Genomic DNA, 23,437 nt, shown 5'->3' with positions numbered 1-23,437 from the left:
CGGCTTCAGCCGCGATAAAAATGGCTCCGGCGCTGCCCGCGGCCGAAGCCGGGCGCGGGGAAGCGGAGGGTGGTTTCACGCGCCCTTGGCCGGAGCACAGGCAGGCTGGCGATGACGTGGATCCCGTCCCAGGAACCTACCTTTTGCCAGGAGAGCTGCCATGCGTCTTGCCCTGATCGGAACCCTTGCCCTGTTGATGGCGGCCTGCCAAAGCCAACCGGAACACCCGCCCATCCGCACCGTGGACAACCTGGACCTGGATCGCTTCATGGGCGACTGGTACGTGATCGCCAACATCCCCACCCCGCCGGAGAAGGACGCCTACAACGCGGTGGAAAGCTATCAGCGGCTGGGGCCGAACAAGGTGGGCGTCACCTTCACCTTCAACGAAGGCGGCTTCGACGGCGAGCGCGAAGAAATGACCCCCACCGGCTTCGTCAGCGACCACAGCAACGCGGTCTGGAAAATGCAGTTCTTCTGGCCCCTGCGCGCCGACTACTGGGTGGTCTACGTGGACCCGCAATACCAGACCACCATCATCGGCCGGCAAAAACGGGATTACCTGTGGATCATGGCCCGCGACCCGGAACTCGACGAAACCACCCTGCGCCGGCTCTACGGCATCGCCGCCGACGCCGGCTACGACACCGGCAAAATCCGGATGGTCCCGCAGATGTGGTAGGCGAGCCGCAAGCTACAAGCTGCAGGCAGGTTGGTGGGCGCGGATGGGGTGGGGCTCCGTGAGGGCCAGTTGAAAGTTTAAAGTTACAAGTTGAAAGGGGGCCGTGCCGGTTTGTGGCTTGAAGCTTGTAGCTTGCGGCCTCCTTTTAACTTTTCACTTTCAACTTTGAACTGGGTGTTGCCGGCACGGCGCCGGAACCACCCTCCGCCCGCTTGCAGCCCGCAGCTTCCACCCCTAGGGTTGAGGCCTATCCCAATCGACCTCCTAGGAGACCTGCCATGCGTATTCTGATCGCCGGGGCCAACGGCAAAATCGGGCGTCATTTGGTGCGGTTGCTCGGTGAGAGCGACCATATCTGCCGGGCCATGGTGCGCGACCCGTCCCAGGAGTGGGAGCTGCGCCGGCTGGGTGCCGATGAGGTGGTGGTGGCGGATCTGGAAGGGGATTGCCGGGCGGCGTTGATCACCTGCGACGCGGTGGTGTTCACCGCCGGGTCCGGAGCGCACACCGGGCCGGAGAAAACCGTGGATGTGGACCAGAACGGCGCCATCAATCTGATCGACCTGGCCCAGGAAATGGGCGTGCCCCGTTTCGTGATCGTCAGTTCCATGCGCGCCGACGACCCGGACAGCGGCCCGGAAAAAATGCGCCATTACTTTGTCGCCAAGCAGAAGGCGGACAACCATCTGCGCGCCAGCCACCTCAACTACACCATCGTGCGCCCGGGCAAGCTCACCGAGGAAGAGGGCACCGGCAAGGTACGCCTGGCCGAGCGTATCGACCAGTTCGGCGAGATCCCCCGCCAGGATGTGGCGGCGGTGCTGCGGGCGGTGCTCGACCACCCGGGCGCCAGCAAGCGGGAGTTCGACCTGATCAGCGGCGACACCGCCATTGATAAGGCGGTGGCGTCGTTGGATTAACCGTCGCTGGTCCAGGCATGGCTGGATTAAGACGCGCCCTCGGCACAAATCGGCGGTGGTGCGAGCGTCATCGCGGCTAAAGCCGCTCCTACGGTAATGTCCAGACGCCGTCGCTACACCCGCCTTTTGTAGGAGCGACTTCAGTCGCGATCAGCGTTGGTGCGAGCTTCATCGCGGCTGAAGCCGCTCCTACCGCAAATGTCCGGCTCAGGGTTTGCGTTTGAAGTTCAGCCGTTGGCGGATGCGTTTTTCCGGGGGCAGGTCGGTGAAGTCGTCGGCTTCGAACAGATCGGCGCCCACCGGGGTTTCCGCGTTGCGCTGATACAGCTCCACCAGCATGGCGCGGCGGTCCGCGCGCAGCTGCGACATCAGCACCCCCATCATCAGAAACAGCACCATGGCAAAGGGCAGCGCCGCCAGCAGGCTGGCGGATTGCAGGCCTTTCAGGCCGCTGGCCACGATCAGGGTCAAGCAAATCGCCGAGATGAGCACGCCCCAGGTCAGGCGCTTATAAAGCGGCGGATTGAGGGAGCCGTGGTCGGTCATCTGCGAGACGATGTAGGAGGCGGAGTCCGCCGAGGTAACAAGGAACACGAACAGAATCAGCATGGTGATACCGGACAGGAAGGTGCTGAACGGCAGCGACTGATACATCTGGAACAGGGCGTTGGCCACGTCGTCGGCCACCGGTCCGGTCAGGTCCACGCCGCCGTTGAGCTGCAGATCCAGGGCGGTGGTGCCGAACACGGCGATCCAGGCGCAGGCCATCAGCGGTGGCACCAGCAGCACGCCGAGCACGTATTCGGTGATGGTGCGGCCCTTGGAGATGCGCGCCACGAAGGTGCCCACGAACGGTGACCAGGCGATCACCCAGGCCCAGTAGAACAGGGTGAAGCGGTTCATCCAGTCCCGGTCTTCCATGGGCGGGATGGTCAGGGCCATCTCGATGTAGTTGCCCAGGTAGGCGCCCAGGCCGTTCACGAAATTGTCCAGAATCAGCACCGTGGGGCCGGTGATCAGCATATAGCCCATGAAGCCCAGGCACAGGGCCATGTTCAGATTACTGAGCACGCGGATGCCCTTGTCCAGGCCGCTGTAGGACGACGCCGTGTAGCACACGAACATGGCCCCCAGAATCGCCGCCTTGGTCCAGAAGTTGTCGGCCCAGCCGAACACCGTGTGCAGGCCGCCGTTCATTTGCAGGATGCCCAGACCCAGGGAGGTGGCCACCCCCATCACCGTGGCGACCACCGCCAGCACATCCAGGGAATCGGAAATACCCTGGCGGCCGGGCAGGTTCACCGTGGCCGGTTCCACCATGGTCGACACCAGCCCGGGGCGGTCCTTGCGGAACTGGAAGAAGGCGATGATCAGCCCCACCAGGGTGAACGCCGCCCACTGGTTCATGCCCCAGTGGAAGAAACTGTATTGCATGGCCAGGGTGGCGGCCCCGGCGCTGCCGGGCTCGGCCATGCCGTGGGGCGGCTCGGTGAGGTGCTGGATCGGCTCGGCCATGCCGTAGAACACCAGGCCCACGCCGAAGCCGGCGGACAGCAGCATGCTCAGCCAGGAAAACACCCCATACTCCGGCGCCGAGTTCTGCGGCCCCAGGCGGATCTTGCCGTAACGGCTCATGGCCAGCCCCAGCAGGAACACCACGAACACGAAGGTACTGATCAGATAGAACCAGCCGAAGTAGTGCCCGAGGGTATTGAGCACCGCCTCGGAGGTCCTTTGAAAGGCGCGGGGGGCCGCCACGCCGAGGGCCACCAGAAGGACCATCAGGGCGGTGGAGATAACGTATACGCGATGTCGTTTCAGCATCCGGCAAGACTACCAGTGATGACGGTGGGCGCTACCCCAATTGTGAGCCTGTTCAAAATCTATACATTTCAATGACCCCGGGTGGGTGGACCCGAGATATTCAACGGTTGTAGAGTTTTTATTCATCGGCCGATGAATAACGCAAAAAAGATCACAACAACCGATCAGAAAAACAAAGCAAAACGGGAGAACCACCATGATCAAGAAGGCCCTCGGTGCCCTGGCGGGCACATTGCTTCTGCTGGCCGGTCCGGTCCAGGCCGGCAGCTGGCAGGACAACCTTTCCCTGGGCGGTTTCAACAACGTCCATCTCTACACCCCCGACAGCGACTCGCCGGTGGGCGCCGGCAAGGCGCTGCTGATCGTGCTGCACGGCTGCACCCAGTCGATCAACGCCTACAAGACCGCCAACCTGGAAGTGGCCGCCGAGGAATACGGCATGGTGGTGGCGGTGCCGGACGCCATGAACAAGGCCGGCTTCAGCTGCTGGTCCTACTGGCAGGGCACCAAGTCACGCAGCGCCGGTGACTACAAAAACCTGATCGAGCTGGCCAACGAGCTGTCCGGCGACGGCACCCGCGGCATCGACCCCAACCAGGTCTACATCGCCGGCCTGTCGTCCGGCGCCAGCTTCGCCAATACCACCGCCTGCCTGGCCCCGGACGTGTTCGCCGGTGTCGGCGTCAGCGCCGGCCCCAGCGTTGGCACCAGTTCCAGTGGCGCCATCGGGGTCTGTGAGCAGGCCAACGTGGAAAGCCGCTGCCGCAACCTGGGCGGCGCCTACCAGAGCGCCTTCGACACCCAGGTGGCTTCCATCGCCCACGGCGACGCGGACACCACCGTGGACACCTGCTATAACCGGCAGAACGCGGAAGGCATGGCCGGGCTCTACGGCGTCAGCGAACTGCCCGGCAGCACCCAGATCAACCAGGACGGCGGCAGCGCCGAGGAATACCTGTGGCAGGACGGCCGGGTCTCCATGCTCTGGCTCAACGGCCTGGACCACTCCTGGTCCGGCGGCCAGGGCGCCAGCGGCAGCTATATCGGCAGCGCCAGCATCAACTACGCCCGCTACCTGGGTGAATTCTTCAGCCAGAACAACGCCCGGGTGAACCGCAACCTGCCGCCCCGCGTGGACGGCCTCACCCTGGTGGCCAACGGCGATGCCCTGGCAATCAGCGGCCAGGCCGACGACGAGGACGGCACCGTCACCGCCATCACCATCGTGATTGAAGGCCTGGCCGGCGGTGGCGAGACCCTGACCACCAGCGTGGACGGCGGCGGTGCCTTCCAGGCCACCAGCGGCAGCCTGGCCGACGACCTCTACACCGTGGCGGTCACCGCCGAGGACAACGACGGCGGCGAAAGCGACCCGGTCATCGACACCGTGCGGCTGGGCCCGGCGCCGCCGCCCAGCGCCCCGGTACTCAGCGACATCGCGGTGAGCGTGGACGGCCAGTGCGCCACGGTGAGCGGCCAGGTGGTGGATGAAAATCAGGACCTCGACGCGGTGACGGTGACCTTCGCCAGCGGTGTCGTCGACGCCGACCTGGACGGCGTGCGCTACAGCGCCCGCGCCTGCGACCTGCCCGGCGGCGCCAACAGCGCCAGCGTGGCAGCCGTGGACCAGGGCGGCCTGGCCGACAGCGACCAGATCGACTTCCAGATCGACGCCGGCCAGGTGGCCACTCTGGACCAGCACATCAGCGCCGGCCGCCTGGACTACACCAATTACGCCAACTGCTACCTGGAATACGGCACCGCCACCTTCAAACTCACCGAACACACCACCAGCGGCGACCAATGCCAATGGCGGGACGACGACGCCAGCTGCACCGGCCCGGTCCAGGCATGCGCCGGTGGCGGTAACGGTGGGGGAGATGGCGGCGACGGTGGCGGCGACAACGGTGGCGGCGACCCGCAACCGGGCTGCCAGCAGGAAAGCGCCTACAACTACTACCACAAGACCGCCGGCCGGGCGTACAGCACCGGCAACTACCTGGCGCCGGACTACTTCGCCCAGGGCAGCGACCAGCCCATGGCCGGCTCCACCTGGGGTATGACCACGCTGTACAGCAGCAACGGCGGCGCCCTCTGGCAGGTCGGCACCTGCCCCTGACCGGTACAGGGTAGGAGCGACTTTAGTCGCGATCAGTGGCGGAGCAGGCTTCATCGCGGCTAAAGCCGCTCCTACACCCTCCATCCTGGCGTCGGGAAATAACCCGTTACGTGGAGGATCACCGCAAAGCGGTTCCGGGTCAGGCCCTTCCGGGACCCTTGAGAACAGGACGTTCGAAAGGGAGCCTACAGCCTCTGACTATCCCTGCCGGGGTACGGGGTAGGAGCGACCGGGCGGCGTTCCGCTTTAGTCGCGATAAGCGGCGGAGCAGGCTTCATCGCGGCTAAAGCCGCTCCTACATCCTCCATCCTGACCCGGAACCGCGCCCCTGCTGGAGGGTCCTGACAAGCCAAACGCCACTGCTTGTTGTCCCAGCGGCGCTTGCGTACTATCCGCGCATGACGAAAAAGACCGTGGGTCGCCCCCGGGCCCGCGCCGGCGAAGGCGATCGCGGCGCCACCATTCTCGATGTGTCCGAACGTTTGTTCGCCCGCCACGGCTACGACGGCGTCACCCTGCGCACCATCGCCCGCGAAGCCGGCGTCGACGTGGCCCTGATCAACTATTATTTCGGCCCCAAGCAGCAGCTCTTCGATACCGTTTTCCAGCGCCGCGCCCGGGTTCTCAATGACGACCGCCTGGACGCCCTCAACCGCGCCCGCGCCGAGGCGGAACCGGACCCGGTCCCCCTGGAACGTATTATCGAAGCCTATCTGCGGCCGCTGGAAATGGCCCAGGAAAGCGAGGACCAGGGCTGGCGCAACTACTGTGCGCTGCTGGCCTATGTGAACACCTCACCGGTGTGGGGGCCGGTACTCATGAGCCGGCATTTCGACGCGCCCATGGAGTCCTTCGTGGAAGCCCTGGCGGCGGTGCTGCCGGGCTGTGACCGGGGTGACCTGTACTGGTGCTACCACTTTATGTCCGGGTCCATGACCCTGACCTTCGCCAACACCGGACGCATCAACGCCATGTCCGGTGGCCTGTGCCGCTCCGATGATTTCCAGAGCGCCTACGACCGCATGATTCCGTTCGTGGTGGCGGGCTTCGAGCGGGTGTGCGGGCCTTTGAAAAGCGATCGCGGCTAAAGCCGCTGCTACCGGATATTGATAGCCGCTTTAGCCGCGATCGCCGCCGCCCTTTCTATTCGGTATCGCCATCCGGGCGGTCCGGTTCCTCCGCCGGCTTGCTTTCGCCGCCGCCCGCTTCCGGGGCGCTCCGTTCCTGGGCCTGCTCCGCCTTGGCCTCCACTTCCTCGGCGCTCTTTTCCTCGCCGATGCGGTAGGCGGCGAAGCCGGCATGGACCACCTGGTTCACCGCCATGCCCAGCACCCGGCCGTCGTAGGGGGCGATGATGGCGCTGCCGGTGTTGCTGATCGGGTCGGTGACGGTGCCGAGAATCTGCCCTTTCTTGACCTGCTCGTTGAGATCCACCTCGGACAGCAGAATCCCGCCCTGGCCGGCGCGAATCCACTCGGACTCATAGAACACCGGCTGCGGCGCGCCCCAGAAGCGGCTCGCCTTGCGCATGTCCAGGTTCTCCAGCAGGGTCTCCAGCGCCTGCACGCCGTAGTCCACCGCGTCGTCCTCCAGCCGGTTGGGGCCGCCGGCTTCCATGGTCACCGCCACGATGCCTTCGTCCACGGCGGCGGCGCGCAGCATGCCGCTGGAAGAGGGGCTGTGCAGCACCGTCATGCCGCCGAAATGCTTGGCGAACGCCACCACCTGGGGGTTCTCCAGGTCGGCGCGCAGCTGCGGCTGGTTGACCCGCTTCTGGGAGCCGGTGTGCAGGTCCACCAGATAGTCGCAGTGGCGCACGATGTTCTCGAACAGAGAATAAGCCACCCGGCTGGCGGCGCTGCCGTTCTTGCGGCCGGGGAAATAACGGTTCAGATCGCGGCGGTCGCTCAGGTAGCGGGAGCCGTTGCGGAAGCCGTCCAGGTTGACGATGGGCACGCCCACCACGGTGCCGGCCAGCTCGTCCGGTTCCAGTTCGTACATCAGCCGCCGCACCATTTCGATGCCGTTCAATTCGTCGCCGTGCACGGCGGCGGTAAGGCACAGATAGGGCCCGGGGCGGGTGCCGTGGGCCACCAGCACCGGCACCGGCGTGGCGATGGAGCGGAATGACTGGTCCGGGGTCCAGTAAAGGGTATCGAAGGTGCCCACCGGCACGCTCTTGCCAAGCAGCTCCAGGGGCGCCACCGGGTCCGGGGCGGCGGGCAGTTCGGCGTCGGCCCGCGGGTCGGCGCCGTCCTGGTGCCCGGCATCGCCACCGCGGGCGTCGCCACTGCGGGCGTCGTCCGCCGGCGGACCGTCCGGGTCTTCCGGGTCCTGCGGGCGAGGGGTGGTCTGGTCGGCGCTGGCCGGGGCGGCGTGGCGGCCGTCCTCGTCCTCCCGTTCATTGGCGGCCAGGGGGGTGGCCAGGGCCAGCACTATCAAGGCGGTCAGGGTCCGGTTGAGAGCGGGTGTCACGAAACTCGTCCTCCTCGCCGGCCCGGGATCGCCGGGCCGGTCATGACGGCCGCTGGTCCAGTTCCTCCCAGCGGCCATAGTGATCGTTCAGGGTTTGTTCCAGCGTTTGCAGCTCGCGTTGGGCGTCGGCGATCTCCTCCGCCGGACCTTTGTAGAGGTCCGGGTCGGCGAGGCGGTTGCGTACCTGTTCCAGCTCCGCTTCCAGGGATTCGATCCGCTCCGGCAGCGCCTTCAGCTCCAACTGCTCCTTGTAGGTGAGCTTACGCCCGTCGGTCGCGTCCGGCGCGCTGGTGGCGGCGGTTTTTACCTTGGTTTCGGTTTTCACCTGGCCGCCGCCACCGGCTTGGACGTCCCGTTCGCGCGCCGGTTCCGGACGCTGGCGCAGCCAGTCCTGGTAACCGCCCACATAGCTGTGGGGGTCGCCGCCCTCGAACACCAGGGTCGAGGTCACCACATTGTCGATGAATTCCCGGTCATGGCTCACCAGCAGCAGGGTGCCCTGATAGTTAACCAACTGCTCTTCCAGCAGTTCCAGGGTTTCCACGTCCAGGTCGTTGGTGGGCTCGTCCAGCACCAGCAGGTTGAACGGCTTGCTGAACAGCTTGGCCAGCAGCAGCCGGTTGCGCTCGCCGCCGGACAGCGACCGCACCGGCTGCCGGGCCCGGGCCGGTTCGAACAGGAAGTCCTGCAGGTAGCCCATGACGTGCTTCTTGCGGCCGTTGATCTCCACCACGTCGGAGCCTTCCGCCAGGTTGTCGAGCACGCTCTTGTCGCCGTCCAGGGTGTCGCGCAACTGGTCGAAGTAGGCCACCTGCAACTGGGTGCCCAGTTTGACGGTGCCCTGGTCCGGTTGCAGCCGGCCCAGCAGCACCCGGATCAGGGTGGATTTGCCGCAGCCATTGGGGCCCAGCACGCCGATCCGGTCGCCGCGCATCACGGTCAGGGAGAAATCACGGAGAATGTGCTTGCCGCCCACCTGGCAGGCCAGGTGCTCGGCCTCCACCACCACCTTGCCGGAGCTGTCGCCCTGCTGGATTTCCAGGCCCGCGGTGCCCTGGCGATTGCGCCGTTGCGCGTACTGGTCGCGCAGGCTTTTCAGGGCCCGCACCCGGCCTTCGTTACGGGTGCGCCGGGCCTTGATGCCCTGGCGAATCCAGCGCTCTTCCTGGCTCAGCTTCTTATCGAACTCCGCGTTGTTGCGTTCCTCGCTCTCCAGCGCCGCCTGTTTGCCGGCCAGATACTTGTCGTAATCGCCGGGCCAGCTGGTCAGCTTGCCCCGGTCCAGCTCGATGATGCGGGTGGCCACGGCACGGATGAAGGCCCGGTCGTGGGAGATAAACACCAGGGTGGCCGGGTAGCCCTTCAGAAAGCTTTCCAGCCAGCGGATGCTGTCCAGGTCCAGGTGGTTGGTGGGCTCGTCGAGCAGCAGAATGTCCGGCTCGCGCACCAGCGCCCGGGCCAGCAGTACGCGCCGCTTCATGCCCCCGGACAGCCCGGCGAAGGCCACGTCGCCGTCCAGGTTCAGTTTCGAGAGCACCGTCTCCACCCGGTTGAACAGCTGCCAGGCGCCGCGCGCCTCGATCTGTTCGTTAAGGATCTCGAAGCGCGCCATGGCGTCTTCGTCGCCGTTGGCCAGGGCGTGGCTGAGCCGGTCGTGCTCCTGGATCAGCGCGCCCAGTTCGCCCAGGCCGCCGGCCACCATTTCATGGACGCTATGGTCCTGGTCGTCCGGCACTTCCTGCTCCAGCCGCGCCACGGTCAGGTTCTGGCTGGTCTCGATCTGGCCGTCGTCGGCCTGCTGCTCACCGGCGAGCACCTTGAACAGGGTGGACTTGCCGGTGCCGTTGCGGCCCACCAGGCACAGACGCTCGCCGGGTTCGATGGCCAGATTGACCTGGTCGAGCAAGGGTTGCTCGCCGTAATGAAGATCGACATCTCGAAGGGTAATCAAAGGCATGAAGGAGGCGGGTCGCGGTAGCGGAAAAGCGCAAGTGTACACCCGGGAGGGGCGCAGGAGCAGCCCCGCGCCAGCCTTCGTGGCGGTGGGCGATGGCTGATTAATGGGGTCGGAAGTGCCGGTTTGTCGCGGATAAACAATTGAAGCGGGCACCAAATTGTTCCTGTATAGGACGATCATACCAAAAAGATGAAATATCCCAGGGAGGGAGTCATGAAACGGATCACCATCGGCTTGCTGATTACCGCTGTCCTGTGCCCCGCCGCCCAGGCGTTCAAACAGGAAACCCACCGCCGTCTGGTGGAGGACGCGGTCACCTACATGCAGAACCACCCGACCACCACCGGCTACGCGGACCTGCAGGCGGTGGCCACCGCCGGCGGCTACACGGTGGCCCAGTTCGCCCAGGTGCTGGGGCAGAGCGCCTACGACGTGGATGACTTCCAGGACACCTATTTCTGCGGCGCCGTCACCGGCGACTGCGTCTACGCGCCGGTGTTCAACGCCGGGGCCTCCCTGGTCAACTACACCTCCTACTGGCATTTCCAGAACCACACCCAGGGCTCGGACGTGCACGGCAACGACCTGGGCGGCTACAACTACGACAAGCTCACCGTGTGGGGCGACATCGACAATCTGGCCGCCACCTGGCTGGTGGGCGATTACATGGATGACGGCCCCGGCGGCATGACCGGCTGGTGGTCCAACGACGACTCTGAATACAACACCTACGGCATCACCGAAGCCAATTACCGCCAGGGCACCACCTCCACCAAGTCCATGTACGACGACTTCGAGGAGATGCCGTTCCAGCCCCTGGATAACCTGGCCCAGTACTGGTACGACCAGTTCCTGGCCAACCCCACCGCCCAGAGCCTGGGCTATGCCCTGCACGCCACCGACGTGTTGCAGCCGCACCATGTGTGGACCACCTCGGCGCTCAATCACAGCGGCTGGGAAGGCTGGGTGGCGGATTACTACGACAGCGAGGATCTCAACGACGATACCCTGGTGACCCAGGCGCTGGGCTCCTTCACCCCGCTGGGCTCCACCGCCACCGACATTCGTCCGCTGCTCACCGAGGGCGGTCAGATCGCCTACGCAAACGGGGCCCTGGTGCTGTCCAGCACCGACCACGCCGACCGGGTGCAGGTGGCCCGGGTGGTGGTGCCCCACGCCATTGCCATGGTGGTGCATCTGCTCGGACACGCCAGCGCGCAAATCACCAACTGAGCGCCGCTGCCATGAATCGTGCATGGATGGCCGTGGTGCTGACGGCGGCGTGGTTGTGGACGGCGGCCGGCGCCTCGACGGCGCCGCCGGATACGGTGGCTCGGGTGGATGGCGCGCCCCTTTCCCGGCAGGTGCTGGAGGTGTTCGTGGCCTCGGCGCGGGTGCATGAGCCCGACATCAGCGAGCTTCAGGTACTGGAAAACCTGGTGGACGTGCACCTGATGGGGGTCTGGTTCCGGGAGGTCTATGCCGAGCATACGCCGCCATCCCGGGTCGGTTACGACCGGGATACCCTGGCGCGCCGGGATCTGGCGGCGCTGACCCGGGTGGCCTGGCGTGGGCCGCTGGCGCAAACCCTTGCCGGCTGGGGCTGGTCCTCGCCGTCCCAGGCGCTGCGCGCGCCGCCCAATCTGGATGACCCGGAACTGGCCGCCATCCTCAAGCTCCGCCCCGGCCTGCACATGGGTTTCGACCCGGACCAGCAGGCGGCGGCGGAGCGCTGGGTGTTGGCGCGCTACCGGTTCCCCGGCGCGGCCACCCGCACCCTGACCCTGGCGCAACTGTACCGGGCGCAGAACGTGGCTTCGAAAACCCGCTTCCATAACCTGGACCGGGATGCCCTGGCCAGCGCCGTGCACGACTATGTGCGCCGCGCTTTCGTGCTGGACTGGTTTGAACGGCGGGCGCCGCTGAGCGACGCCGACCGCGCCTGGATTCGCCAGTTGGTGCTCGACCGCCAGGACCAGCGCGGCTTGATGCTGGCCCTGGGCCTCAGCGACGACCCCCACGACGACAATACCTTGCTGGCGGAGGTGGCCGAGGACATTCCGGCCAAGGAAATCGAGCGCTACTACAACTACCACCGGGACCTGTTCACGCGGGTGGAGAAGGTGCGCGCGGCGCGGCTGTGGCTGCCTTCCTCGGCGCTGGCGGACGATGCCCGCCGGCGGCTGGCGGAGGGCGCCAATCTGGATGCCCTGGCGGCGGCCTACCGGGAGCAGGAGGGCGTGCGCTACCAGCCGCCGGTCTGGCTGGCCCGGGGAGACAACGCCGACGGGGCCTGGCTCACCGGCTTCGCCTTTGCCCAGACCCCGGGCCAGACGGCGCCGCCGATCCGCGCCCCCGGTGACCCGGACAGCTGGGTGGTGGTGCAGGTGCAGGAGCGGGTCCAGGGCTATCAGCCGGTGGACAGCGAAAGCGTGCGCTACCAGGCGTCCCGGACCCTGGCGCGCACGCGCATGCTGGAACACCTGCAGACCGGCCTGGCCCGTCGCCAGAACGCCGCCGCCGTGCATTTTTTCCCGGAGGCTTTATGAAAGGTTTGCTGCTGATGGCGTTGGTGCTGGCCACCCTGGCCGGTGGCGCCACCTGGTGGCCGGCTGACCCGCCGCCGGCGCCCGGGCAGGCAGCGGCGCCGGCGGCCGGCGCGCCGGCGCTGCCCGGGCGTACCCTGGCGGTGACCGGGGATCAGGCCGGCCCGGCCCGTGCCGCCGACGGAACCGGGGCCGACCGGGCGGACGCGCCGCCGCCCGCCAACGGCGAGGGGGCGCCGGTGATCGCGGCGGCGCCCCGGGTGTCACCGGCGGTGGCCGAGTCGCTGAGCCGGGCCCGCCGCCACGGCGACCCCCGTACCCCGCCCCTGGCGCCGCCCACCGAGCCCCGTGAGCCGCCGCCGCCGGAGATACTGGACGACCCGGCCCGCTACCGGCTCTACGAGCAGGGCGAGCGGATGGCGGTGTACGCCTCTTTCATGGCCGCTTCCGAGCGCAAGATCAGCGAGCTGGAAACCCTGGTGGCGCGCGGTGAACGGGAAGGACTGCCGCCGGCGCAACTGGCCGAGGGACGCCGCAAGCTGGAGGGCCTCAAGGCGCGGCGGCGGGAGCTGGGGGAACGCTATCCGGAGCTGAGCGCGCCGCCGCCGGACAGCGACGGCGATTCCTGACGCCCGGCGGCGGGGCCGGCTTCAGTCGTCCTCGCCGGTGCCCTTGGGCTTGCCGTCCCGGTCGGGGTCCTGCCCCTCGTTATCCTGCCCGTCGTCATTGTAGTGCCCGCGGGTATTGCCGTAGTGGCCACGCACATCCCCTTTGCCGCGCCTGGGCGCCGCCGCCGGCGGTTCGTCGTCGCCGTCCAGGTCGGCGATGCGCAGATCGTCGGTGGTGGAGCGCAGGTGCACGTCGATCTGGTTGAAGGCGATCTCCACGCCCCGTTCCCGGCAGGCCTTGTCGATGGCCCGGTTCAGTTCGTCGGTGGCGAACAGGATGTCGCCGATCTCGCCGAGATAAACCCGCAGCTCGTGATCCAGGGTACTGGCGCCGAACGCCATGAACAGAATCAGCGGCTCCGGATCGCGCAGCACCCGCCGATTGTCCTTGGCCACCTGCACCAGCAGATCGTGGCAGGTCTGCAGGTCGGAGCCGTAGGCGAATCCCACCTTGAGTGTCAGTCGGGTAACGGTGTCGCTGAGGGTCCAGTTGATCAGCCGCTCGGTGACGAACACCTTGTTGGGAACGATGATCTCCTTGCGCTCGAAATCGATGATGGTGGTGGCGCGGATGCGGATACGGCTGACGGTACCGGACAGATTGCCAATGGTGATCACATCGCCGATGCGGATCGGCCGCTCGAACAGAATGATGATGCCGGAGATAAAGTTGGCGAAGATTTCCTGCAGGCCGAAGCCCAGCCCCACGCCCAGGGCCGCCACCAGCCACTGCATCTTGCTCCAGGACAGCCCCAGCGACCCCAGCGCCACGATCACGCCCACCATGATCACCACATAGGAGAGCAGGGTGGTGATCGCGTAGCTGGCCCCCTGTCGCAGATTCATGCGTGACAGCAGCAGCACTTCCAGCAGCCCGGGCAGGTTGGCCACCAGCATGAAGGTGGCGATGCCGATGGCCAGGGAGGTGATCACGTCGCCCAGGCTGATCGGGGTGTTGGTGGCGTTCAGGCCACTGCCCTCGGTGCTCTGCCAGAGCACGATGTTGTCGGTGTAGGAGAAGGCGTTGATCACGTCCGCCCACACCCAGTAGAGCAGGGCGGCGAACAGGCCCAGCACCGCCAGGCGGATCAGCCGCAGGGATTGCTGATTGACCTGTTGCAGGTCCAGTTGCGGCTCTTCCACTTCCACGCCTTCCACGCTTTCCTTGGGCTCGGCTTCGCGCTCCGCCACCGCCCTTTTGTAGGCCAGCCGTTGGGCGGCCACCGCCAGGCCGCGCACGGCGGTGGCGTCGAGCAGCATCCACAGCAATGACAGATAGAAGGTGTCGATCATGCGGCCGGACAGGCGCACGGCGGTGAAGTAGTAGCCCACCACGATCAGCGCCGCCATCGCCAGGGGCGCGGTGCAGCACAGGAACACGGCGCCGCCCTTGACCGCCTTGGAGTAGCGGTGCGCCTGGTAGGCCAGGGCGGCGCGGCTGAGGGTGGCGCTGATGATCAGCAGACAGGCGAGCATCATCAGCAGGCCGATACGATCATTGCTGAGCTGGGCCGGCCATTCCTCGCCAAAGGCGATCACCAGGGTCATCGGTACCATGGCCAGCCCCACCACCAGCAGGCGCCGGCGCAGCACCTGGTTGGCCTGGGCGCTCCAGCGGAAGTGCCGCTGGGCGATGCCGTCCCGGGCCAGCAGGCGGTAGCACAGTTCAAACACCAGCCACAGCAGGGCAATCTTGGCCAGGGCGGCGCCCAGCACCGAACTCAGGGTGCCCGGTTGCGCCCACAGGCCCCAGCCCACCAGGCTCAGCACCAGCGGCACCGGCGCCGCCAGCAGGGCGGTATAGATGATCGCCTGGGGCGTGTGCCGCTGGCTGTCGCGTTTCAGGAAACCGATGTCGCCATTGAGGGCGCGAATGCGCGCCCGCAGCTTGCCGCGCACCAGCGCCAGCAGGCCGGCCAGCAGCAACGGCACGAACAGCCAGGGCCATTTGGCGCGCATCATATCCACCGCGTCGCTGCTCATGCGCTGCCAGGGAATGTCCTTCAGCTCGCGGGCCGCCTGGGCCGGAAAATCCTGAATCCAGGACGGCATCGGCTGGGTGCTGGGCATCCAGAAGGTCTGCTCGGAAATGGTGTCGTGCAGGTCATTGGTGATGCGTTGCAACTGTTCCTGGGACAGGTTCAGGCGCACCAGCACGTTGAGTTTGCGGCCCAGCTCCTGGTCCAGCTGATTGAGCAGTTCCAGGCGCGCATCGCGCAACCGGGTGAGAGCACCACTGAGCTGTTGGCGCTGGTCCGGGTCCAGGTCGTCGGTCTGCCCCAGCTCCGGCTTTTCGCTTTCCAGGGTCTGGATCGACTGGCGGATATCGAACTGCGCCAGCCGCGTGTCGCTGATCAGTTTGTCCAGGCCCGGTCGGGGTTTGTACTCCGGCAGGCTTTTCTGCTGTTCGTAGAGGATGCGCGACAGCAGCAAGCTGCCGTCGAGCATGCGGATCTGGTCGTTGACGGTGCTGGACAGGGAGCGGGCCCGGTCCAGGCGGGTTTCCGCGTTGATTACCTCGCGGATCAGATCGTTGACGTCGCTGCTGGTTTGCTTGAGCTGATCGCGCAGGTCGTCGTTCTGCTGGCGGGCTTCTTCCAGGCGCGGGTGATTGGCCAGGCCGTCGGGCAGCGTGGGCGCGTCCTCGTCGATCTCCGCGTTGAGCGATTCGTCCCGGCGGTCGTTGATCATCGGCTGCAGCACATCCAGCCGTTGCTGGATCACCGCTTCCTGGGCCTCCAGCACGCGCTTGCGCAACCGCGACAGCTCTTCCAGGGTGCTGGCCACGGACAGCTCCTGGTTGCGCAGCTGAATGCGGGTGTCCAGGGCCGCCAGTTCGGTTTGCAGCCGGGTGCGCTCCGCGTCTTCCAGGGTCTCGTCGCGGCGGTTGAGGGTCTGGCGGATATCGTCCATCCGCGACAGGCTGTCGCTGATGGTGGTTTGGGCCCGTTCCGGCAGGGTCTGGGCGCGGGTCAGTTCGGCGCTGACTTGGGCCAGGGTCTGCTGATTGTCTTCCAGGGCATCCAACTGGCCGGTGAGTTCGTTGACCAGGGCGGCCAGGGACAGGTCCTGGTAGCGCTGCCGCCAGTCCTGCTGCTGCTCGCGGCGGGCGCTTTGCAGCTGCCGCTGCATTTGAGTGCTTTGCTGGGGCGCCTGGTTGGCCTGCTTCTTGAGGTCCTCGATGCGCTGCCGATTGGTGTCGATCTCGCGGCGCAGGGCCAGGGTCTGTTCCAGGATCTGGCGGTGTTCGGAGTCGCCGTCGCTGTTCTGGCCGTTGCCCTGTTTCTGATCGTCGCCGGAGTTGTCCTCGCCGGCCAGTTGTTTTTCCAGGTCACCGATGCCGGGCAGGGTAAAGGAGCCGGGCATCTGGGCCCGGCCCTGGACCGCCACGCACAGCAGGGCCACTAGCAGCACTCGAATCCACACGGGGGTGTCGCCTTCCGGTTATGCGGTGACGGAAGCTTAGCAGCCGGACGGTGGGGCGGTCAGCAACCGTTTCCGTCGGTGATGTCCGCCACGCTGTCCTTGATGTTGTCACTGTCCGGGGCCAGTTCGCTGGCACGGCACACCGCCTCGCGGGCGCCCCGGTCGTCGCCGGCCCGGCGCAGCGCGTAGGCCAGATTGTTCCAGGCCGGCGCCAGATCCGGAGCCAGGGCCACGGTGCGCTGGTAGGCGTCCAATGCCTCCTGCTGGCGTTGCGCCGCCCACAGGGCATTGGCCAGTCCGAAACGCAGCCGGCCATTGTCCGGGAAGCGCGCCACCGCCGCCCGCCAGTGGGGCAGGGCATCGATTTGCATCGGCGCCAGGGCGCGCAGCAAGGGTTCCGGTTCCACCCGCGCCGGCAATTCGCCGGGGGGCAGCAGCACGAAGCCCCAGTAATCCGCCCGCGCCCAGGTGCGCACGAACCGGTTCCAGTGGCTGCTGGTGGCTTCGTCGGTGCCGCTGTGCAGAATGATGCGCTCGCCGTTGTCCCGGTAGCCGATCACCACCGCGAAGTGCCACACCGGCCAGCGTTTCAAGGCCAGGTTCTGCAGCACCAGCACCGGATGGCCGGCCTGGATTTCGCTGAACAGGGCGTCCGGGGTTTCCACCGGATAGGGCAACAGGCCACGGGCACGGCCGGCGGCTTTCAGTTCGATACCCAGGGCGCCCTGCCGTTCCGGCAGCCACACCTCGTGAACCAGCTCTTCCTTGTCGCCGGGCAGGCCATTCCATTGCAGCATCATGCCCAGGGCGGCGGGGCCGCACTGGTAGGCATCCTGCGCGATAAACGGCACGTCGAGAGTTTGTCGGGGCGGGGAATCGGCACGCTGCGGTGGCGGCAGCGTCTGACAGGCGCTCAGCATCAGCGCCAGCAAGGGGGCAAGAAAGAGGGTGGCGGCCGCGCGGCCGCCACCCTTTTTGAGCGTCGTCACGCGCGGTTAGATGGCCGGGAAGACGTCGGTGGCGCCCAGCAGGTCGAGCAGCACCAGAATCAGAATCACCGCCAGGACCACGCCCAGCACGCTACCGCCAGCGGGCATCTGGTCGGCCTTGGTGGCCAGCTTCTGCAGCTCCTGATTGCTCAGGCGGCCGAGACGCTTCTGCACGTCGTCCGGGGTCACGCCGTTCTGTGCCAGTACCTTGGCGGCGGCATCCTGTTCCATCAGACGCATGACCTTTTGTTCCATGGCGGCGCGCTGCTCATTGGCGACCATGCCGTCGGTGGTGACCATGGCGGCCTGGGCGGCGGGCACGAACAGGCCCTGGGTAAACAGCATCACAAAGGCGGTCAGAACGCCGGTAATTTGCTTTTTCATTGGGTATCGCTCCGCTTCATAAGGATGCCCAAACACTAGCATGACGCCTTATCAGGCCAAGGCAGGGCGAGCAAAGCTTTGTGATCTTTTACAGTCGCCCGGGAGAAAGGCTCAACCGTCTGGATGCTTCACGGTGAGCCCGGGGGCTCATCGGAGGCATCCAAACGCGCCATGAAAGCCCGGTCCAGATGGTCCTTCCAACGCCATACCCAGGGACCCGAGAGGGTGGGCCAGGGGCCCCGGCTACCCACCGCGTCGCGGTCACCGGCGGACAGCAGCGACAGAAAACGGCGCTGGGGGCGATAGGGTTTCAGCGGACGCTGGCGCGCCGTGGCGACCAGATTGCGCGCCAGGATCGGCGCCTGGCGAACCGCGTACACGCCGGCCTTGGGCAGGCCGCCGGGAAAGGCGGCGCAATCGCCGGCGGCGAACACCCGGGCATCCGCCGGGCTGCGCAGGGTGGCCTCCACCCGCAGGAAGCCGTTCTCGTCGCAGGGCAGGCCGCTGGCCGCCAGCCAGGCCGGGGCCCGGGCGCCGGTGCACCAGAGCAGGAAGTCGTGGCGCAGCGGGCCGGCGTCGGTTTCCACGGAGCCGGCGTCCACCCGCCGCACCGGCTGGTGCTCAAGCACGGTCACCCCGTCGGCGGCCAGCCGCTGCGCCATGCGCCGGCGCACGCCCTTGGCGGCGCCGGGCAGCAGCTGTGCGGAGGTCACCAGATTGAAGGTGGCGGATCGGCCCCGCCGGCGCAATGCCCGGGCCACCGCCAACACCATTTCGGTACCACCGGCGCCGCCGCCCACCACGGTCACCGCCAGGGGGCCGCGATGGTCTTCCAGGGTGGCCCGCAGATCCTGCCAGCGGCGGCGGAAATCGCTCACCGGTTTCACCGGCACCGCGTGGTCGGCGGCGCCGGGCACGGTTTGCAGGTCCGGGGTGGCGCCCACGTCCAGGCTCAGCAAGTGGTAGTTCAGGGTGTCGCCGTTATCCAGCACCAGCTGGCGGGCGTCGGGCCGCAGGGCGGTGACACGGGCCGCCAGGAAACGGGCCCCGCGGGCCCGGCAAAGGCGGGGCAGGTTCACATGGCTTTCGGCCACGTCGTAATGGCCGGCCACCAGGCCCGGCAACATGCCGGAGTAGGCCGCCAGCGGGTCCGGGGAGATCAGGGTGATTCGCAGGTCGGGAGGGGCGGTTTTCGCCAGCCGGCGCAGCGCCAGGGCATGGCTGTGGCCGCCGCCCACCAGCACCAGTTGCCGGGGTGCGGCGGGCTCGTTCATGGGGACCACGGCGTGGTCCTCAACGGTAAGGTCGGGGCCGGTCACTCGCCCAGCGGGCGCAGTTGACCGGTCAGGTGGGGTTTGACGCCGTCGCGGGCCAGCACCCGGAAATCCAGGCCATCCTCCGCCGGCCGCTGCTCGAACTTCACCGTGGCGGGAATGAACATGGGCAGCTTGAACTGCACGTCCACCCGGAAGGCTTCCTCCGGCAGCTGCGACTGCAGATGGGCCAGGGCGCGGGCCTTGGACCACATGCCGTGGGCGATCTGGCGCTTGAAGCCGAACAGCTTGGCGGTCAGCGGATAGAGGTGGATGGGGTTGCGGTCGCCGGACACGGCGCCATAGCGGCGGCCGGTATTGCCGGGCACCTTCCACTCGATGGTGTCGGTGGCCGGGGCGGGCTCGCCGGACGCTTTTTTCTCGTCCTTGCGGCCATGGCCGCCGCCACGGAAGAAGTTGATCGATTCGCTGGACCAGACCCGTTCGCCGGCGGTGGTGACCACGGTGAAAATGGAGAACTCCCAGCCCTTTTCCACCTGATTGAGATTGCCCAGGGAGCATTTGATGTTGAGCTGCTCACGCTCGGCGATGGGCCGGTACTGGGTAATGCGGTTGCGCACATGCACCAGACCCATGGCCGGGAACGGGAAGCCGTCTTCCATCATCAGTGCCATGTGCAGCGGAAAGGCGTGGATGTGCGGGTAGGTCACCGGCAGCCGGCCGTCGGCGCTGAACCCGCAGACCTTGCGATAGGCTTTCAGGTGCTTGCTGTCCAGGCCCACGTCGTTGAGCCGCAGCCCCACCTTGGGCAACGTCGGATTCTTGCCGGGTTTGACGCCGGCACGCAGTACCGCTTTGGCGAAATTGACCGGCATCGCCGGCGCGTGGCGCAGTTCGCGGAACTGGACATCACTCATAACAGCGTCCTTTTACCTGAAAAAACGGGACGGAAATCAACAGAGGGACAGTATAGGGAGGCGATCCGGGCGCCTGATTGGCCCTGCCGCCTGAAAGGTTGCTGCAAGAGCCTATCGGCCAGCGGCCCGGGGACCGGGCGGTTTACTCCGCGCTCATGGCGGCACTGGCGGGCTGGTCGCTGCCGGAGCGCCACTGGGCCACGCCAAAATAGATCAGACGCACCTGCTTCTCGGCCAGGATCAGCATCTCGTGTTGGCCGGCTTCGTCGTCCTCGTCCAGTTCCAGCATTTCCTGGGTCAGAGCGACCACGCCGTTGACCACCAGCGACGCCATCATTTGCAAATCCTCGGCGCTCACCTGGGTCAGGAACGGAAAGCGGGCCATGTCCATGGCCAGCTCACTGACGAACAGGCGGATTTCCCGGCGGATCGCCTGGCGCATGGTGGCGGAGCCGCCGTACAACTCCTTGGACACGAACAGGAAATGGGTGCGGTTGTTGCGCACGTAGGTGAAAAACGTTTCCAGGGAGCCGCGGATCATGCGCTCGCTGGGCAGTTCATGCTGGCGCACTTCGCGCATCATCTGGCGCAGGGTGCGGAACGACTCGTCCAACAGGGTCAGGCCGAGGGCGCTCATGTCCGGGAAATGGCGGTAGAAGGCGGTGGGCACCACGCCGGCGCGCTTGGTCACCTCGCGCAGGCTCAGGGAAGAGAAGGGGGCTTTTTTGGCCACCAGATCCAGGGCGGCGTCCATGAGCGCCTGCCGCGTGCGCCCGCGCTTGGGGCGGCGTCCGCGGGCCGCTGTCTCTCTGCTCATGGTTTCGCTCCCCGATGATGATTCTTTATACAGTCAGAAGCCGCCATGTTATTCAATTTCCCCTCCCGGATACATACAACTAGTTGATTTTCCTATGTAAAAAAATATTTGTGAACAGGTGTTGACTAAAAAGCCGCGTCCGCGTAAAAAGTGCACAAGTGTAAACAAATGAGGTTTGTCATGCACCTGGACAGCTCTTCACCGCGAAACGGACTGATGCGCCGGCTGGGCCGCGCCCTGGCCTCGCCGTTCGACCCGGAGGACTATCTGGCCTTGTTCGATGCCCGTTATTCCTCCCGGGAAATCCTTGCGCGGGTGGCCCGGGTACGCCGTGAAAGTGATCAGGCCGTGACCCTGGAGCTGGAGCCCAATCGCCTTTGGAAACCGCACCGCGCCGGCCAGCATGTGTTGCTCGGCGTGGACATCGACGGGGCCCGTCAGCAACGCTGCTTCTCATTGTCCTCGGCGCCCGGCGAATGGCCCGTGACGGTGACCGTCAAGGCCAACGGTGGCGGCGGGGTCAGCGATCATCTGGTGCATCGTTGCCGTGCCGGGGACCTGGTCTCCCTGTCCGCGCCGGCCGGTGACTTCGTGATCCCGGAACCGGCGCCAGAGCGTATTCTGCTCCTTTCCGCCGGCTCAGGAGTAACACCTGTTCACAGCATTGTGAAGTCCTGGCTGTCGTCCGGCCAGACGGGACGGCTGATCTGGGTGCACTTCGAACGGAATTATTCCTCGCTGTTGCTGGGCGAGAGCCTGCGTGAGCTGGCCTTGGACGATCGTCTCGACTTTCGTCTCGTGCTCAGCGCCGATACGCCCCGGGGAGGCGATTTTTCCGGGCGGCTGGATGAACACTGGCTCACGCAACAGGTGCAAGACGCCGCCGCGCTGCCGTTGTTCGTTTGTGGCCCCCAGGGCTTCCTGGACACGGTGATCGACTGGCACGGCCGCCATGGCCAGGGCCCGTTGTTCCACGAACGGTTTCAGCAAGCCACCAGCGGTGGCGGCGAAGGCGGCCGGGTGCGGTTCGCCCGCAGCGGTGGCGAGACCGAGGCCGCCGCCGGCCAGTCGTTGCTGGAAGCCGCCGAGGCCGCCGGCCTGCGGCCCCGGCATGGATGCCGCATGGGCATCTGCCATACCTGCAAATGCCGGGTGGCCCGGGGGCGGGTGCGCGACCTGCAAAGCGGCGAGCACCGCGAATTGAACAATCAGGAAATCCGTATCTGCATGCACGGCGCCGACGGCGACGTGGAACTGGATTTGTAACCTGGAACCGGACTGGTAAGGAGATCCGCGATGAATGCCAAGGTAGAAAACCTCGACCCGGTGATTTTTGAACGCCAGGGCGTGCGGCTGACCCGTTCCCAGGTGGAGGCCTTCGGCCGGGAAATCGAAGCGCTCCGCGATGAAGTGATGAGCGACCTGGGCGAGCAGGATGCCCGCTATATTCGCCGCCTGGTGAAAACCCAGAAAAGCATGGAACTGGCCGGCCGTGGCCTGCTGTTCCTGAGCGTGCTGCCGCCGGCCTGGCTGGCCGGCACGGCGCTGCTGTCGGTGTCCAAGATCCTGGAGAACATGGAGATCGGCCATAACGTGATGCACGCCCAGTGGGACTGGCTCAACGACCCGGCCCTGGATTCGTCCACCTACGACTGGGACAACACCTGCCCGGCGGAACAGTGGAAGCACTCCCACAATTACATGCACCACACCTTCACCAATGTGGTCGGCAAGGACCGGGACGTGGGCTACGGCATCCTGCGCCTGTCCGAGGACCAGCCCTGGAACCCGCTGTACCTGGCCCAGCCCGCCTATAACTGGGCGCTGGCGGCGCTGTTCCAGTGGGGTGTGGCATTCCACGACCTGGAGTACGAGAAGCTGCTCAAGGGCGAGAAGAGCTTCGCCGAGTACCGGGTGCAGCGCCGCAAGATCATGAAGAAAGTGCGCAAGCAGGTGCTCAAGGACTACCTGCTGTTCCCGGCCCTGGCGGGCCCGTTCTTCCCGCTGGTGTTCGCCGGCAACCTGAGCGCCAACCTGACCCGCAACCTGTGGGCCTACCTGATCATTTTCTGCGGCCATTTCACCGAGCACGCGGAGATGTTCAGCGAGGCGGACATCGAGAACGAGAGCCGCGGGCAGTGGTATCTGCGCCAGTTGCTCGGGTCCTCGAACCTGGAAGGCGGGCCGCTGTTCCACATCATGAGCGGTAACCTGAGCCACCAAATCGAGCACCACCTGTTCCCGGACATGCCTTCCAATCGCTACAAGGAACTGGCGCCCCGGGTGCGTGAGATCGCCGACCGCTACGGGCTGCACTACAACACCGGCCGGCTTGGCCAGCAGTTCGGCACGGTACTCAAGCGAATTAACCGGATGGCGCTACCGAATCGGGTGCTGCGAGGGCTGTCCCGCCGTCGTGCGAATTCCGCACCAATGTGA

18 protein-coding genes are annotated in these 23,437 nt (G+C 66.3%); 9 read left to right on the top strand and 9 right to left on the bottom strand.

Annotated features, from left to right (window positions below):
* Positions 1-160: 160 nt before the first annotated feature.
* The gene (locus FGS76_RS10020; protein ID WP_138772498.1) at positions 161-682 is read left to right on the top strand and encodes a lipocalin family protein; all 522 of its coding nucleotides are present in this window, start codon (positions 161-163) and stop codon (positions 680-682) included.
* Between the two features lie 278 nt (positions 683-960).
* Positions 961-1,602 (top strand): SDR family oxidoreductase, encoded by a 642-nt coding sequence (locus FGS76_RS10015; RefSeq protein WP_138772497.1) that lies wholly within the window; start codon positions 961-963, stop codon positions 1,600-1,602.
* 207 nt (positions 1,603-1,809) lie between these two features.
* Here the strand turns inward: FGS76_RS10015 and FGS76_RS10010 are convergent, their stop codons facing one another.
* A complete protein-coding gene (locus FGS76_RS10010; RefSeq protein ID WP_138772496.1) occupies positions 1,810-3,426 on the bottom strand; it encodes a BCCT family transporter in 1,617 nt (538 codons plus the stop codon).
* A 196-nt stretch (positions 3,427-3,622) separates the two neighbouring features.
* On the opposite strand from FGS76_RS10010, the gene FGS76_RS10005 reads away from it, so the two are divergent.
* Positions 3,623-5,545, top strand: a complete 1,923-nt coding sequence (locus tag FGS76_RS10005) for an extracellular catalytic domain type 1 short-chain-length polyhydroxyalkanoate depolymerase (protein ID WP_138772495.1) — start codon at positions 3,623-3,625, stop codon at positions 5,543-5,545.
* Positions 5,546-5,943: 398 nt separating this feature from the next.
* A complete protein-coding gene (locus FGS76_RS10000) occupies positions 5,944-6,633 on the top strand; it encodes a TetR/AcrR family transcriptional regulator (protein WP_240692497.1) in 690 nt (229 codons plus the stop codon).
* A gap of 55 nt (positions 6,634-6,688) precedes the next feature.
* On the opposite strand, the gene FGS76_RS09995 is transcribed toward FGS76_RS10000, so the two are convergent.
* Both FGS76_RS09995 and FGS76_RS09990 read right to left on the bottom strand, forming a co-directional pair.
* Positions 6,689-8,020 (bottom strand): succinylglutamate desuccinylase/aspartoacylase family protein, encoded by a 1,332-nt coding sequence (locus FGS76_RS09995; RefSeq protein WP_240692496.1) that lies wholly within the window; start codon positions 8,018-8,020, stop codon positions 6,689-6,691.
* Between the two features lie 40 nt (positions 8,021-8,060).
* Positions 8,061-9,977, bottom strand: coding sequence for an ATP-binding cassette domain-containing protein (locus FGS76_RS09990; protein WP_138772494.1), 1,917 nt, complete (start codon positions 9,975-9,977; stop codon positions 8,061-8,063).
* 213 nt (positions 9,978-10,190) lie between these two features.
* Between FGS76_RS09990 and FGS76_RS09985 the strand changes: the two genes are divergently transcribed.
* The 3 genes from FGS76_RS09985 to FGS76_RS09975 are packed head-to-tail and all read left to right on the top strand — an operon-like array spanning position 10,191 to position 13,152.
* Positions 10,191-11,210: a phospholipase C/P1 nuclease family protein gene (locus FGS76_RS09985; protein ID WP_138772493.1), complete on the top strand. Its 1,020-nt coding sequence runs from the start codon at positions 10,191-10,193 to the stop codon at positions 11,208-11,210.
* Positions 11,211-11,221: 11 nt separating this feature from the next.
* On the top strand, positions 11,222-12,526 hold the full coding sequence (locus FGS76_RS19565; RefSeq protein WP_138772492.1) for a peptidyl-prolyl cis-trans isomerase: 1,305 nt from the start codon (positions 11,222-11,224) through the stop codon (positions 12,524-12,526).
* Positions 12,523-13,152, top strand: coding sequence for a hypothetical protein (locus tag FGS76_RS09975; protein WP_138772491.1), 630 nt, complete (start codon positions 12,523-12,525; stop codon positions 13,150-13,152). Before FGS76_RS19565 ends, FGS76_RS09975 begins: the two co-directional genes overlap by 4 nt.
* A 21-nt stretch (positions 13,153-13,173) precedes the next feature.
* On the opposite strand, the gene mscK is transcribed toward FGS76_RS09975, so the two are convergent.
* The 6 genes from mscK to FGS76_RS09945 all read right to left on the bottom strand — a co-directional run bounded on the left by mscK (position 13,174) and on the right by FGS76_RS09945 (position 20,998).
* Positions 13,174-16,617 carry a mechanosensitive channel MscK gene (gene mscK / locus FGS76_RS09970; RefSeq protein ID WP_240692495.1) on the bottom strand — a complete coding sequence of 1,148 codons (3,444 nt, stop codon included), beginning with the start codon at positions 16,615-16,617 and terminating at the stop codon, positions 13,174-13,176.
* Positions 16,618-16,676: 59 nt separating this feature from the next.
* A complete protein-coding gene (locus FGS76_RS09965; RefSeq protein WP_240692494.1) occupies positions 16,677-17,606 on the bottom strand; it encodes a PA2778 family cysteine peptidase in 930 nt (309 codons plus the stop codon).
* 6 nt (positions 17,607-17,612) lie between these two features.
* Positions 17,613-17,990 (bottom strand): PA2779 family protein, encoded by a 378-nt coding sequence (locus FGS76_RS09960; protein WP_138772490.1) that lies wholly within the window; start codon positions 17,988-17,990, stop codon positions 17,613-17,615.
* A gap of 128 nt (positions 17,991-18,118) precedes the next feature.
* A complete protein-coding gene (locus tag FGS76_RS09955) occupies positions 18,119-19,264 on the bottom strand; it encodes an FAD-dependent oxidoreductase (RefSeq protein WP_138772489.1) in 1,146 nt (381 codons plus the stop codon).
* 41 nt (positions 19,265-19,305) lie between these two features.
* Positions 19,306-20,181, bottom strand: a complete 876-nt coding sequence (locus FGS76_RS09950; RefSeq protein ID WP_138772488.1) for a MaoC family dehydratase — start codon at positions 20,179-20,181, stop codon at positions 19,306-19,308.
* 142 nt (positions 20,182-20,323) lie between these two features.
* On the bottom strand, positions 20,324-20,998 hold the full coding sequence (locus FGS76_RS09945; RefSeq protein ID WP_138772487.1) for a TetR family transcriptional regulator: 675 nt from the start codon (positions 20,996-20,998) through the stop codon (positions 20,324-20,326).
* 180 nt (positions 20,999-21,178) lie between these two features.
* Here FGS76_RS09945 and FGS76_RS09940 point away from each other — a divergent pair, with 180 nt between their 5' ends.
* Positions 21,179-22,264 carry a flavin reductase family protein gene (locus FGS76_RS09940; protein WP_170214451.1) on the top strand — a complete coding sequence of 362 codons (1,086 nt, stop codon included), beginning with the start codon at positions 21,179-21,181 and terminating at the stop codon, positions 22,262-22,264.
* Between the two features lie 30 nt (positions 22,265-22,294).
* The gene (locus FGS76_RS09935; RefSeq protein WP_138772485.1) at positions 22,295-23,437 is read left to right on the top strand and encodes a fatty acid desaturase family protein; all 1,143 of its coding nucleotides are present in this window, start codon (positions 22,295-22,297) and stop codon (positions 23,435-23,437) included.

This window comes from Alloalcanivorax gelatiniphagus (assembly GCF_005938655.1).
Lineage (GTDB): Bacteria > Pseudomonadota > Gammaproteobacteria > Pseudomonadales > Alcanivoracaceae > Alloalcanivorax > Alloalcanivorax gelatiniphagus.
This window is presented reverse-complemented; position numbering and strand designations above follow the sequence as displayed.

Bases quoted from the DNA above. Each gene is read 5' to 3' on its own strand.
- FGS76_RS09940 (WP_170214451.1), top strand. From the start codon at position 21,179: ATGCACCTGGACAGCTCTTCACCGCGAAACGGACTGATGCGCCGGCTG.
- FGS76_RS09955 (WP_138772489.1), bottom strand. From the start codon at position 19,264: ATGAACGAGCCCGCCGCACCCCGGCAACTGGTGCTGGTGGGCGGCGGC.
- FGS76_RS09960 (WP_138772490.1), bottom strand. From the start codon at position 17,990: ATGAAAAAGCAAATTACCGGCGTTCTGACCGCCTTTGTGATGCTGTTT.
- FGS76_RS09935 (WP_138772485.1), top strand. From the start codon at position 22,295: ATGAATGCCAAGGTAGAAAACCTCGACCCGGTGATTTTTGAACGCCAG.
- FGS76_RS10010 (WP_138772496.1), bottom strand. From the start codon at position 3,426: ATGCTGAAACGACATCGCGTATACGTTATCTCCACCGCCCTGATGGTC.
- FGS76_RS10005 (WP_138772495.1), top strand. From the start codon at position 3,623: ATGATCAAGAAGGCCCTCGGTGCCCTGGCGGGCACATTGCTTCTGCTG.
- FGS76_RS10020 (WP_138772498.1), top strand. From the start codon at position 161: ATGCGTCTTGCCCTGATCGGAACCCTTGCCCTGTTGATGGCGGCCTGC.
- FGS76_RS10015 (WP_138772497.1), top strand. From the start codon at position 961: ATGCGTATTCTGATCGCCGGGGCCAACGGCAAAATCGGGCGTCATTTG.
- FGS76_RS09945 (WP_138772487.1), bottom strand. From the start codon at position 20,998: ATGAGCAGAGAGACAGCGGCCCGCGGACGCCGCCCCAAGCGCGGGCGC.
- FGS76_RS09985 (WP_138772493.1), top strand. From the start codon at position 10,191: ATGAAACGGATCACCATCGGCTTGCTGATTACCGCTGTCCTGTGCCCC.
- FGS76_RS09990 (WP_138772494.1), bottom strand. From the start codon at position 9,977: ATGCCTTTGATTACCCTTCGAGATGTCGATCTTCATTACGGCGAGCAA.
- FGS76_RS19565 (WP_138772492.1), top strand. From the start codon at position 11,222: ATGAATCGTGCATGGATGGCCGTGGTGCTGACGGCGGCGTGGTTGTGG.
- FGS76_RS09975 (WP_138772491.1), top strand. From the start codon at position 12,523: ATGAAAGGTTTGCTGCTGATGGCGTTGGTGCTGGCCACCCTGGCCGGT.
- FGS76_RS09950 (WP_138772488.1), bottom strand. From the start codon at position 20,181: ATGAGTGATGTCCAGTTCCGCGAACTGCGCCACGCGCCGGCGATGCCG.
- FGS76_RS10000 (WP_240692497.1), top strand. From the start codon at position 5,944: ATGACGAAAAAGACCGTGGGTCGCCCCCGGGCCCGCGCCGGCGAAGGC.